General features: G+C 45.6%; 9 protein-coding genes, 1 pseudogene and 1 CRISPR repeat array (1 of these 11 running past the window's edge). Of the genes and pseudogenes, 2 read left to right on the top strand and 8 right to left on the bottom strand.

Features of this window, described 5'->3' with window-relative positions; all coding sequences use genetic code 11:
* Position 1: 1 nt before the first annotated feature.
* From FKQ60_RS01220 to FKQ60_RS01240, 5 genes and pseudogenes are all read right to left on the bottom strand, one after another.
* Positions 2-1,336 (bottom strand): cytochrome ubiquinol oxidase subunit I, encoded by a 1,335-nt coding sequence (locus FKQ60_RS01220; protein WP_004395186.1) that lies wholly within the window; start codon positions 1,334-1,336, stop codon positions 2-4.
* 279 nt (positions 1,337-1,615) lie between these two features.
* Positions 1,616-2,967, bottom strand: a pseudogene (locus tag FKQ60_RS01225) (DASH family cryptochrome).
* A gap of 126 nt (positions 2,968-3,093) precedes the next feature.
* The gene (locus tag FKQ60_RS01230; protein WP_170905879.1) at positions 3,094-5,895 is read right to left on the bottom strand and encodes a TolB; all 2,802 of its coding nucleotides are present in this window, start codon (positions 5,893-5,895) and stop codon (positions 3,094-3,096) included.
* A gap of 171 nt (positions 5,896-6,066) precedes the next feature.
* Entirely contained in the window at positions 6,067-6,720 is a 654-nt protein-coding gene (locus FKQ60_RS01235; RefSeq protein ID WP_170905880.1) for a hypothetical protein, read from the bottom strand.
* Complete coding sequence (locus FKQ60_RS01240) at positions 6,713-7,885, bottom strand: hypothetical protein (RefSeq protein ID WP_158143838.1); 1,173 nt, start codon at positions 7,883-7,885, stop codon at positions 6,713-6,715. The genes FKQ60_RS01235 and FKQ60_RS01240 overlap by 8 nt, the downstream gene beginning before the upstream one ends.
* Positions 7,886-8,055: 170 nt before the next feature.
* Between FKQ60_RS01240 and FKQ60_RS01245 the strand changes: the two genes are divergently transcribed.
* Positions 8,056-8,754 (top strand): response regulator, encoded by a 699-nt coding sequence (locus tag FKQ60_RS01245; protein WP_154168041.1) that lies wholly within the window; start codon positions 8,056-8,058, stop codon positions 8,752-8,754.
* Between the two features lie 9 nt (positions 8,755-8,763).
* Positions 8,764-10,053 (top strand): ATP-binding protein, encoded by a 1,290-nt coding sequence (locus FKQ60_RS01250; protein WP_154168039.1) that lies wholly within the window; start codon positions 8,764-8,766, stop codon positions 10,051-10,053.
* A 59-nt stretch (positions 10,054-10,112) separates the two neighbouring features.
* On the opposite strand, the gene FKQ60_RS01255 is transcribed toward FKQ60_RS01250, so the two are convergent.
* From FKQ60_RS01255 to FKQ60_RS01265, 3 genes are all read right to left on the bottom strand, one after another.
* A complete protein-coding gene (locus FKQ60_RS01255; RefSeq protein ID WP_158138509.1) occupies positions 10,113-10,580 on the bottom strand; it encodes a DUF1456 family protein in 468 nt (155 codons plus the stop codon).
* A 98-nt stretch (positions 10,581-10,678) separates the two neighbouring features.
* Entirely contained in the window at positions 10,679-10,927 is a 249-nt protein-coding gene (locus FKQ60_RS01260; RefSeq protein ID WP_158138510.1) for a TIGR03643 family protein, read from the bottom strand.
* A 91-nt stretch (positions 10,928-11,018) separates the two neighbouring features.
* Positions 11,019-12,782 (bottom strand): alpha-galactosidase, encoded by a 1,764-nt coding sequence (locus FKQ60_RS01265; RefSeq protein ID WP_170905881.1) that lies wholly within the window; start codon positions 12,780-12,782, stop codon positions 11,019-11,021.
* A gap of 300 nt (positions 12,783-13,082) precedes the next feature.
* A CRISPR array of direct repeats spans positions 13,083-13,735; the repeat unit is 28 nt; unit sequence GAAACACCCCCACGGGCGTGGGGAAGAC; it runs 168 nt beyond the window's last position.

Genomic DNA, 13,735 nt, shown 5'->3' on the forward strand with positions numbered 1-13,735 from the left:
CTTATACCTTTTGCTCATTAGTGGTTGCGGTTTCAGTCGGTGATGAAAACTGTCTGGCTAAATAAAACAGGGTATGGATATAAGCCACTAGCAAGACCGCATAAACAATTAAGTACATCACTAATGACGTGGCTACAGAGCTACTCGCCACCGTCGTTACCGCATCTGAGGTTCGTAATACCCCTTGAACTAACCAAGGCTGACGACCAATTTCTGTCACATACCAACCCGCTAAGGTTGCTACCCATCCTGAAAACGTCATCGCCACTAAAGTGTATAAGTAAGGTTTCGGTAGTGATTGTTGGCGTAGCAATCGCCAAGCACCGTACCAACTCACCAATAGCATCAACATCCCGACACCCACCATGATCCGAAAACCAAAGAATAAAGGCTTGACCGGAGGATGATCTGGCGCAAACTCATTTAAGCCCTGAATTTCACCATTTAAGTCATGGGTTAAAATGAAGCTCGCTAATTTAGGGATCCCGACTTCAAAATGATTACTGCGCGTGGTTTCATCGGGCCAAGCAAAAAGCAGTAATGGCGCACCTTGTTCAGTTTCCCACACCCCTTCCATCGCAGCGATTTTCGCAGGCTGATGTTCAAGCGTATTTAAACCGTGTAAATCACCGACCAAAATCTGCACCGGAATACCAACAGCGGCAAGAATAATCGCTACTTTCATGCCCACTTTGGCGGCGTTAAGTTGTGAATTACGCAGGTACTGATAAGCCGAGATCCCAGCAATAACAAAACTGGCTGTGAGTAACGAAGCAAGCAGCATGTGGGCGAGACGATAAGGCATAGAAGGATTAAAAATCACTTCTTTCCAACTGGTCACATGTACTATGCCGTCAATCAGTTCATAACCCGTTGGCGTATGCATCCAACTATTAAGGACTAAAATCCAGAAGGCAGAGAGTGAGGTACCAATCGCAACCAGTACGGTGGCTAAGGTGTGTACCCATTCAGGAACACGACCCCGTCCAAACAACATCACACCAAGGAAGGTCGCTTCCATAAAGAAAGCGGTCATCACTTCATAACCGAGTAATGGTCCAGCAACATTACCGACTTTTTCCATAAAACCCGGCCAGTTGGTGCCAAATTGGAAACTCATGGTAATACCAGAAACAACCCCAAGAGCGAAGGTAAGCGCAAATACCTTGACCCAAAAATAGTACAAATCAAGCCATAATTGGGCTTGAGTACGAACAAAACGCCACTTGAAAAACACCATGATCCACGCTAACGCAATGGTGATGGTCGGAAATAAAATATGAAAACTAATATTGGCCGCAAACTGTATCCGCGACAACATGAGGGTATCTAACATCACGTATTCCTCAATCTAAAAAACCGCTAGGCAATGACACAACGATTATTAACTTACTTGTTAATTACGAGTCCCACTCCAATTTGGTTTACTCGTTGCTATTTTTATTGTGTTTTGCCATTGCCAATTAGGGTTAATAGCGATCGACTCGGTATAAAAACACAAATAAGTTTGATGTATATCAAACTTATTCATGATAACCGAGCCAAAAGGTGTGTCGAATCGATGAGAATGATGACAAAAAGTGAATGGCGCCACGCTTGAACAATAATCGTACGCTTATTGCGCTGGAGAGACAGGCCAATCAACCATATCAACAACATCAATGCTGTGCTGATCCGCTTCCCCCTGCCAATGACGAATAAAACTCAACTCAGGATCGTATAACGCAGTCTGCTTAGCCAAAAGCGGCGATGACCGCGCGGGTCCGCGCCAACTCCCGCTAAATATTGCCAATTACCCCAATTACTGGCGACATCATAATCGATTAATTGTGATTGAAAATACTGCGCGCCATAGCGCCAATCGATGCTTAGCTCATGCACCAAACAACTGGCAACAAGCTGACGACTTCGATTAGACAGGTATCCTGTGGCTTTTAATTGCTTCATTGCCGCATTCACAATCGGATAAGGGGTTGTACCATTGATCCAACTGCGCATCCGTTGCGGATAGTAGCTGGTCAACGGCACTTGACCTTTGATACCTGAGAATTGAAATAATTGCGCCCCATATTTAAGGGCGTACCATTGAAAATATTCTCGCCACAACAATTCAAAATAAATCCAGTATGTCGACTCATTCGCTCCTCGTTGCGTTTCATAATCGTTAAGCCTTGCTAATAAACGGCCAATCGAGAGACAACCATTGGCAAGCCAAGACGAAAACTTCGTCGAAGACTCCCATTCATCTAACGCATTACGCGTTTGTTTATAAATCAATGGCGCATCGCTAGAAAAATAATCTTCAAGATGCTCTAAGGCAGCACTTTCACCGCCTCTCCACAGCGGCGAAGACCGCAACTCAAGATTGATGGATCTGATGGCGGTCGATAACCAAGAGCTCGACGATGGAAGAACACTGGGTGGCAAAGCCGTGATATCGCTATTCCACCGCGCTGATTGCGATGAATATCGACCGTCGAGTGATTCGACCTGTTTACGAAAAACAGAAAAAGAGTCAGGTAACGCCGCTAACGAAAACGGTAATTCGGCTTGCTCAAATAAACGATGAGTATTAAGAGAGACCACCGTTAATTGTGGGTAGCGTAAGCGTACTTCACGTAACGTTTGATGAATGGCAAAGTCGACAGATTCAGACACATACAAATGATTGGCTTCGGTCAGTTCAATAAACTGGCAAAGCTGCGATACCGCCTCTCCGGTGGCTATCTGTAATGATTGACCGAGCGTTTGCAATTTTGCATCCAAATCCGCCAAGCTCTCTAGTAAAAACCGCTGCTTGGCCAAGCCATTACTGGCCACAACTTGAAAACGTTGATCTAAAGGCGTTAACGAAGGGATCAGATAACAGCAAGTCAACTGGTGACTATTTTGCGCGGCTTGAGCCAATAATGGGTTATCTGAAATCCGTAAGTCATTGGTAAACCAATAAAGAGAGCGTATGGACATAAAAAGTAACCGATGATTAAATTTTATTTTGATACGTAAATCGAGGGATTATCGATCGATTCAGCAATAAAAAAGGGCAGAAATCATTCTGCCCTTTTTACAACCGATAATAATAGTGGTGCGCGTTTAAAACTCAGCCGCGAGCTTAATGTACACTTCATCTTTGCCTAGCTTACTGTCTAAGCCATGAGCATATCCAATATGAATCGGTAACGCATTACCATACAAAACGATCGCATCGATTTGTAACTCAGCACCGATGCCCGTTAATGCACTGTAGCTTTGCTGAGAATTCCAACTGGAACCAGAATCAACAAATGCGGTCGCAGAAATGTCACCTAAACCAATCGGCCATAAGCCCCAGTTTCGCTCAGCGCGATATAGCAAACGGCTTAGCTCAATACTTTGTGTGGCATATTGCTGGCCCACTTGCGCCGCAGAACCATAACCGCGTAGTTTAAGTTCATTTCGGCCATAAAGTTGTGCTTCGTCACCCGTATAACCACCAAGTTCAAAAGGTTTAGCTTGAGCATCGGCATAACCGGCGGCCAAATGCGTTGTTAAGCGTAAACGTCCGGGTAAATCCCAGTTCGCCTGCCACTGTGCTTGCCACTTCTGTCCTGAGTAGTCACCGTCAATATTGGTTTCCCACACTAAGTCAGCGTAATGTCCCCAAGCGTAACCGGGGATATTCAACAAGTCTTCACGATTATCCCATTGAATCGCACCACCGGCCAGCCATTCATTACTCGCGTCCGCATAGTGAGAACCTTGAGGAGATTTAACCAGCGCTTCTTTCTGCCAATACGTTCCGACGCCAACGTTTAAGTGGTCATCAAACGCATGCCATAAATGGTTACGCTGCAGTGTGAAATCATCCTGACGAACAATCCGATCGTCTTTACCCGTTAATGCGTTAAATTTAAACTCATGTTCACGACTTAATGTCGCTTGCCAGCGGTTATCGTATTGATAGCCAAGTTGATAAGCAGCAAACGCATTTTTACTGTCCCATGCCGCCATGATCTCATATTGGTGGCGACCCAATACATCGGAGCCACTAGTAGCAACACCAAATAACGATTGATTATCATCAGACTGCCATACCGGCACCCAATAACGTGGCGCTAACGTCGATAATGGCGAGTATCCTGTTGGCTGACTTTTCTCTGTAGCAGTAATCGTGGCTATCGGAGCCGCATTCACGGTGTTGGCCACCGGTAGCGTCGATAGCGGTATATCGGCAAGTCCTTGCGGATTCTCTACACGACGCAGATGGTAACCATCATGCTCATACGCTTGATAAACAATCCCTTCAGGCCCCGATTGCGGTGAAAATGCACCGCCGAATTCTGCGGTTAATTGTTCAACGATATTGGTTTGCAAATCAAGACGATAAATCTGATAACGCCCAGTATAATCGGCGCTGAACAGTAAATCGCCTTGCGCAGTAAAGCTCAATTGATGTTCAGTAGCGGCGGTTTCAGTGACCGCCATCCAGCTTTGCGTTGGCTGATCAAAACGCATAATATTCCACGACTGAAAAGGCGCTTTCACTGTGGCATAAATATCACCGTTTGGTGACACGGCCATATCGCCTAATACCCAATTGGCTTCACCCTGCCACAACTGAGTTTGCTTGCCGTTTAATTCGATTTGCCATAACTCAGCCAGACCTTGCTGATGACGGACCGCAAAAATGCTTTGCCCATCGTTACTCCAGCGTGCTTGCACAAAGCGTTGCTGCTCAGTTAAACGCTGCCACTGACCATCAACATAACGATACAGATCATTAAAAACACGCCCATCAACATACGAATTGATCTGAGAAACCACTAGCCCTTGCGTCGGATGCGAGTCGATACTGGTTAAGCTTTTGGTACTGACCAGACTTTGCCATTGACCATGCTTAGCATCCCATTGAGCAAGATTCGCACGATCGTCGCCATTTCGACGCCAAGCGAGTAATGTGTCATTGTCATGGGCTAACAAATACTCAAATGGCTGAGCATCGAACTCATGGTAAGTAAACGCCTCATTCGAAGTCAGTTGATCGGCAAACTGCGTGTTCAAATCGGCACGAAACTCTTCCCAAAGCGCGAAAAAGTCTTTCCCAAAAATGTGTCTAGCACTGAGATTTAAGAAAAGTCCCGGAACCAAATAGCCACTGTAATCGGTTAAAAAGGCCTGAACAGACTCTTCACCATAGGTTTTGGCTAGATACTGAACAAAATAAGCACCATACAAATAGTTACTGCCAAAGGGCAAACGCTTATTCGCCACCACCACTTGTTCAATATCGGCTAACTCACCACTCGCCACTTCCATACGCATCTGCATTGCAAAGTGACTGTTGTGTAATCGACCCACACCATGATCGTTTTGGCTTTCCATATAGACAGCCAAACCTTCCAATAGCATCGAGGGGGTAAAAGCATGTGGGAATAAAAGAGGATGACGGCCGACAATGCCTCGTCCAATGGTAACAGCACCATCATTCATTTCCATATGGATAATATGAGTATATTCATGACGGATCAGTAAATGCAGCCACTCATCATTACCTTCTAAGCCATTCACATCGCTAGGTGGATTGATGATCAGACGTATCTGTGCGTAAGGCAGTGGCGTAGCCCATCCGTTAGAGTAATCATAATCATCGACTACGGTGAGATGCGTTTTCTCGCTGGGCATTTGTGCAAACTGAGACGCGAGCTCTTGATGAACCTGCTCAGCAATATCTAATGCACGTGCTGCACTACTGGCGAGTTCACTACGAAAATGGACCACAAAATGTGCAGATTGCTGTGTTTGCCAAACCTGCCCCGCTTGATCCCAAGCGACGGGCTCCGCTAACACGTGAGGGGAGTGAAGCCCAAGGCAAGCCATCAAGCCCATAATCGGAGAAAGTGCCAATGTTTTCGACATAGTAAACAGCGATCCTATTAGTGATTAACAATATTTATTATAAGGATAAACATCAAAATCATTCAGTCATGAAATGTATGGTTTTGTCTGAATCCAAACCCATAAGCAAGTGCATTAACACCGATTGACCTCAATGACAAAGTATGCGGGATGAATCGTGGTAAAGGATGATTACCAAAACAGATAACGTACACTCCAAGTCAGCACTGGCTCGGTGAAATTCCTATCGACTTGATGATTAACGCCAACCTCCACCGAGCTCACCCAATCGGATAAAAGCGGCGTTTCCCATTCAACACTGATGCCGACATCACGCCAAGTCCCAGAGACATGACGTAACGCTTGATTATGTTTGTCTGCATAGCGAGACCAGCCATTGATACTCCACTCATCATTAAGTCGATAGGAGCCATCAATCAACCACTGTGATCCGACAGCATTTGACCAATCTTTCTGCCATGCTAATGAGGCCGACAGTGATTCAGTAAATAAATACCCGATACGCAAACTTGAACCGATTCGTGATGAGCCTTGCTCTTCGCTCAATAAGACTGGGCCAACGGTAAAATAAGCCTTGTCCCAATAAGGCATAGGTAAAGCCAGCCCCGCTTCACCTCCCTGAGCAAAAAACAGTCCAAACTCCGTCTCTTTTTCGTAAGCAATGCTCGGTGACCACTCCCATTTGGTTGAGGAACTCACCGCAGGGCTATCAATACCAAAACTGGCCCCAAGGCTAAACTCATCACAACGCACAACGCCGACCCATAGGGTCAGCGTGAGCACGATGATAGCTTGGTAAGCGAGAATCATCGTTGGATTAAGCATCCGATAACCTCTTCTTACGGTAAACGTCTTTCCACATCTGATCTTGATGATCGCCCATCAGATGGCAAATAATGCCCGAACGCTTGAACAGATAAATGATGCCAACCGATAATGAACATAGAGTAAAGATCAGCAAGAAATTATTGGGTAAAGTCGTTCCCATCTTCGCTGAAGCCCAAGTAAGCAACGGACCCCATAAGAAGATAAAAATCGACTTATGGAAGATAAACACGGTTAATGAGTACATGCCAATCCAATTGAGTGGTCTCCAGCTTAAGCGAATTCCCGCTTGATGCAGTGTTAAAATTAAACCTATCACTAAAAATTCCGTGCCCCAAATCCCGAGACGACCAATGGTATCTTCTGCTAAGGCATGCTCTTCGGCATAGACATCATGCAAATCAATCGTCGCGGCTTGACCATTCAAGAAATAAAGCGATAAAGCCACCAGCGCAATACCCAATACCAGTTTATTCAGCGCATCACGTTTTTCAGCGTAATGATGCCACACCCACCCGTAGAGGAAACCAAAACACCCACTGGCCATAAACAGATCTAACCGCGCATCCAACTCATAACCGGGATGAACATGGGTTTGCATCCATAGTTCAGCATGCTCTAGTAATGATGTCACACCCAACTGACTGACGATGGTACTCAATACGGTCAACACCAACATGCCGCGAATACCAAAAAAGGCGTAAACAATAGAGAAAAAAGCCAGTAACGTCATCCATAGCATGACCGGATAAAATGAAATTGCCTCACCAAAGTTAGGCGCAATAATAAAACCTTCAATGTACAACACAAAAATAATGCTCAAAAACAGAGCCAGTTTTTTCACCAGCGTTGCCCGCATATGCTCAGATGATCGCGCCGAAAGATTAAAGGCCGCTAACGCTAAATAGACTTGACTCACCCAAGGAATCAACCATGCTGAGACTTGTCCGGTAAAACTGTCCATCGGGACAAGTTGCCCCAACATTGGTAAGTGTGAACGATATAATGTCTCATAAAAATCGCTCTCTTTAGGGAAAAAATCCACATACCAATAGTTTAAATACCCCGTATAATGTTCAAAGATGGCCATAAAAATAACCAAGCCGCGTAAAAAGTCGAGGCCGACTAAACGCGTACGGTTTTCATTGGGTTGTATAGAATTCATGGGATAATACTCGTACTATTAACGTATTGGCCCGAACTATAGTTACTTACTTTTTGTGACACAACTCATGTTTTGTACGCGTATGTATGCAAGCCGTACACAGCACCACATAATGTACCGTTTTGTCCGCCCCTATTGTATCCACTCTATTTTTAACTGATGATTCGCTTATGAAAATTGTACTTATCGAAGACGATGTAAAGCTAGCAGAGCTCCTGACTAGCTATTTAGAAAATAATGAGTTTGAGGTTCATCTGGCTCATGATGGCCTACAAGCCAGCGCGTTGATTTTGCAAGTTCAGCCAGATTTAGTGATTCTCGACCTGATGCTACCCGGTTTAGACGGCTTATCGATTTGCCGAGAGATTCGTAACGACTACAAAGGGAAAATTGTCTTTTTAACCGCCAGTGATGATGATATCGACCATGTCGCCGCCCTTGAGCTAGGCGCCGATGACTTTGTTAATAAACCGATTAAACCTCGGGTATTATTGGCGAGAATCCGCATGCTATTACGTCGCCAACAACAAACCGAGTTAGCGCATCCAGACAACGATCATCAGCTTCATTTTGGGCAGCTCAGTATCAACCATAAGCTTCGTCAATGCTCTCTCTCTGGTGAAGATATTGTACTTACCGACAGTGAATTTGACCTTTTGTGGTTACTGGCTAGCCATGCTGAGCAAGTGCTGTCACGCGAGTATTTAGTCAAAGAAACCCGTGGTATTGAGTACGATGGTCTTGATAGAACCATCGACAATAAAGTGGCCATTTTACGCCGTAAACTTGGCGACAGCTCATCGGTCCCAAAACGTATCTTAACCTTGCGTGGTAAAGGTTATTTATTTGTCCCAGAAAGTTGGTCATAAAGGGAGACTATGAAACGTCTTTATTTAGAGCTTTATCTCGCTCTAGTCGGTATTTTTATGTTTACTCTAGTGAGTTATGTCAGCATTAATGACTGGCTCTCTCCTGATCTTGACTTAGTCGCACGCAGTCAGCAAATTCAAAGTAGCCTTGAGCTTTTAGAATTTGTCGCCGATCAGCATGGGGTTGACGTTGCCAAAGAAAAACTGCAAGCCATTGCCGATGCAAACTGGCTAGTCATTGACGCGCTGTCCGAAAACTCCCCTTTACTGACCCCTCAAGTTAGAGAGCGACTAGCCAATCATGGGGTGTTTACCACCGACGACGATGGCTCTATATTTACCTTTAATCCAACCGATACCATCTATCATATCTATCGCGATCCAGAAGCTGAGATTTGGATTGCCTCAGAGATCGAAGGTTGGGTTTTTGTCCTGGTTTTAATGGGTTGCTTTGCCGTGTACAGCATGGTGATGATGAAGCTATTTATGTGGCGATTCAAACACCTTGAACAAGTAACGCAAGCCTTAGCCAAAGGTGACTTAAGCATTCGAGCTAAAGAGACGGGGTCAATGAGATTGGGAACGCTTAACCGCAGCTTTAATGCTATGGCAGATAAAATCTCTCATCTGATTGAAAGTCATAAAATGCTCACCAACGCGATTGCCCATGAGGTGCGCACCCCGCTGTTTCGGATTCAGTGTCAGCTTGATATGCTGCAAGATATGCCAGAAAAAAAGGATAAATACATTGCTGGCATCGAAGATGACATCCACGAACTCGAAGAGATGATTAACGAGCTGCTTCGCTTAGGTAAAATGGAAACGACGCCATTAACCTTCATTAGCCTCGACCTAGCGCAATGGCTGCCAACGCAAATCGAAAAATGGCAAATCGAGTCGCCAGTAACCATTGAATTGCAAGCGCCACAGCAATGGCCAACGCCACTAGTCGATAGTAATTTATTGAATCGTGCCATTTCTAATGTCGTACGCAATGCTTCTCGCTATGCCAAGCAGCAAGTAAAAATCAGTGTCAGTTGTGATTATATTGATTGGACAGTGACGATTGAAGACGATGGTCCCGGGATCCCGGAAACCCATTGGCCACATATTTTTAAACCGTTTTATCGAGTCGGATCGGCGCGAGATAAGGCCAGTGGTGGTTTTGGATTAGGATTAGCGATTGCTGAACAAATCGCCCGTCAACATCATGGGCATTTGATAGTAACCTCGAGCTCGAGTTTGGGTGGGGCCTGTTTTAAGTTCACCCTACCGCTCGATATCAGTGAAGAGAGATAACAATATCGTGAGAAGGGATCGCTTCTCACGATGTTCACGACACTATTGTTAGCTTACGGTTACTCTGTAACGGCTGGCGTGTGATGTTCAACAGCCTGTAAAAACTGACGTAACGTTGCATCACTGCACTCTCGGTAATGCTTATTACCCGGCTTACGGAAAAAAGCGCCGATTTCGTTTTTACTCAGCTCAACCCCAACCTGCTGAAAAAGAGTCAGTAAATCATCAGCTTGCAAATTTAACGCAATACGCAGTTTCTGAAATACCATATTATTATTCAAATTCGCTTCTGGCTTTGCCGCTTCCCCTTCACGCTTGCCGCGTTTGAGGTTAATCAAACCATTTAAAAAACTCGCTAATTGCGGATCACTCAGTTCAGCAAACTCAGGGGCTTGCGGTTTGCTCAGCCAAGAGGCTAATTGTGCTGGTGTTGTCTCGTTATCCGCGAGATGAAAAATCTCTAATAAAGTTTGGTCGTTAAAAGCAAACGTCGTGCGCAAAGCGCAGAAAATATCATTATTGGTCAAAGTTTTTCCTAGTCTTAGGTACTCCAGCGCTATCAACTTGATCGCTGGCAGGTCGTCACTTTAGCAGACCTGACCAGGATCCCCAATCAATAAACCCGTTAACGAGGTTTATATTGAGTCGGGCAGTAACCGCGATCAACTTCAGGTGGACGTAATTTAAGGTGCTTGGTTTCTCTGCCACTGACTCTCTTTCGCCACAAGTTAAAACTACGTGTGGTTAGATGCCTGCGCATAAAATGAATCACCTGTGGTTCAGTTAAACCAAATTGGTGAAAAATAGCTTCAAATGGCGTTCTATCTTCCCATGCCATTTCAATAATTCTTGATTGCTCATCAGCAGAAAACATACGCTGGTACTCTTCCTTTTATAAACACACTCAGCGTAATACGTAACCTAAAGTAGGATAGATGCGTCTCCATCATAAAAAATTTCGGTTATTATTCTCGATACGATGAGTGTGTTCTCTCTGTCGAGGCGACGATAGCTCGGCTGGTTAATCCTCCCGCCAATGACACATCCAACACCTGAGCCGGCTGCTGAACAAGTTTTTCGCCACTCCAATAGTCATACCAATCGACCGGTTGGGTAGCGGTCAAGGTATAATGCTGTGAGGTAGCTTGATCGTTGAATAAACAGTGCAACTCATGATTAGGGGTTAAAGCCAATCGCCAATGATTAAGTGCTAAAGACGTTGGCGTCGACGTCTCTTGAGTCTGATGTTGACGAGCGATCAATTGCTGAAGACTGCTCTTAGCAAAAGGCGTTAACTCGGTGAGCGGATCACCTGAAAGCAGTACCCCTCCACAAGCAAGTAGTACATTACGATGAAATTCATAACTGGCGAGATCGGTAGCCTGATCGGCTAACGACACCAAGGTGGCACAGTCGGGATCGATTTGCCATAACTGACGATGTTGCCAACTGCGATAAAAGGTTTCTTTAGCGATTTGCGCAAAACGTTGACGACGACGTTCGACATCATCAGACACTCGCATCGCATCCACCAAACCGAGTGATGGCCACATCGGCGCATTACAACCCAATAACCAAGCCTCTCCGGCTCCTTGGGCTATCGCTTGCATGCCCATCCGATAAGCCTCAACCCCAGTAACGCCTGATTGGTAACGCAAACCTTTTAGGGTTCCCCAATAATTGGCATCCAGTTTAAACAGTTCAACCCCCCACTCTTCTCGCATGGTTTTTATTACATGAGTTAAATAAGCCTGAGCTTGTGGATGAGAGCCATCTAACACATACCAAGGCGTGCAACGCCATCCGCCGTAGGTCACATCTTCGGCTTTTAGAGGCTGTCCTTGGTGATTTTTAACAAACCAGTCAGGGTGTTGCTGAAACAAAGCCGATTCAGGCTGAGCAATAAACGGAGCCAGCCAGATTGCTGGTTTTTTACCCGCCGCTTTAATACTCTGGAGCAGCGCTTTTACACCACCGCTAAATTTATCTGATGGCGTCAACCAGTCTCCCATGAAAGCTTGGTATCCATCATCTAGCAGTACCCACTGCAAATCGGCTAACTCACCTTGCATCGCCATCAGATTCGATTGAATATCACGTTCAGTCACCTCAGCGTAATAAGCATACCAAGAACACCAACCAATCGGCGCTGGCTTAGTGACACCGTCACGTGACTGGTGATGCTGAGTAATATAATCGCCATACTGTTGATACAACTCTTCTAAAGATGAGGCTTGCAAGATGACTAACGACTCTAACCCTTGATGTCGCCATTGATTAGGTATGCTTTGCTCACCATCAATAGCCGCAATTAGGTATCGGTTGTGCTGTTCAACGACAATTTCAAAATAACCCGCAAAACGATGGCAAGACGTGAAACCAAATAGATGAAACTGACCTTTATCTTCAATAACCAAATAGTTGTAGTAACGTTTATTAGCCTGAGGTGAGTAGATACGATAACTTTGACTATTATCTGGGCAGCGGCCTATATCCTGCGGATGACTGAATGTACCGGCGGTTTGAGCGAGCATTTGAAAGCCATCGCCAACAACAAGCGCATTAGCATCCATTTCGAGTAAACTACGAGCAAGAATAAAACGATCATTGATCGGTTTTGATGGGTCACCTTGATAAGAAAAATGCAGCTCATGACCTTTAAGGGTGACGTTTAGCTCTGCGGCGTTTATTTCAACGTCTCGCTGACAAGGTAAAGTTAACGTTTTCATAGATTCAACCAATCACAAAGTTTATGGTTAATAGTGTCTAATGAATGAAAGACGCATATTGTTACTTTACTCACATTTTCTTGTCGAATCTGCGCAAAATATTGTATTGCCCCGATTAACGAAGAGCTATGACAGGCACAGCCTGGCAAGATGAGTATCGAATTGACCACCCATACAATAGCCAAACCGTCATCCCCGCGCAGGCGGGAATCCATGCGGACTGAGAGTATTAAGTGGATCAGTTTTGCATAATCGGTGACAGAAGACAGCGATAAAAGTAAGTAGGAACGCCGAAGAAAGGAAACACCCCCACGGGCGTGGGGAAGACTAAAGCTGTTTATCAGCGGTTTTCTGGCCAGTAGAAACACCCCCACGGGCGTGGGGAAGACAAGCTCACCCGCTGCCGCTTTGACGTATAAATAGAAACACCCCCACGGGCGTGGGGAAGACTCAGCCATCGACTCGAGCACTAGCGATATTTGGGAAACACCCCCACGGGCGTGGGGAAGACGAAAAATGGTGGACGCAAACTGGCACAGTCAAAGAAACACCCCCACGGGCGTGGGGAAGACCCTTTTTCCCACGCAGACGTTGGTCTGTATTGAGAAACACCCCCACGGGCGTGGGGAAGACTTGTGCCAATCGAGGAGCGGATATCACTCTCTGGAAACACCCCCACGGGCGTGGGGAAGACAAGACTTGGTGGAGTTTCTCCCGCCGTAAAGTAGAAACACCCCCACGGGCGTGGGGAAGACGCGGATGAAATGGTTGCTCGGTTTGGTGTAACGGAAACACACCCACGGGCGTGGGGAAGACTCACTTTTATACTTGGTCATACACTTGGCCGTGGAAACACCCCCACGGGCGTGGGGAAGACCCGTCAATCCCGACCTGACCGGATGTATTGTTAGAAACACCCCCACGGGCGTGGGGAAGACAATCAATACCGCAAG

The organism is Vibrio sp. A11, from assembly GCF_013048705.1.
Lineage (GTDB): Bacteria > Pseudomonadota > Gammaproteobacteria > Enterobacterales > Vibrionaceae > Vibrio > Vibrio metschnikovii.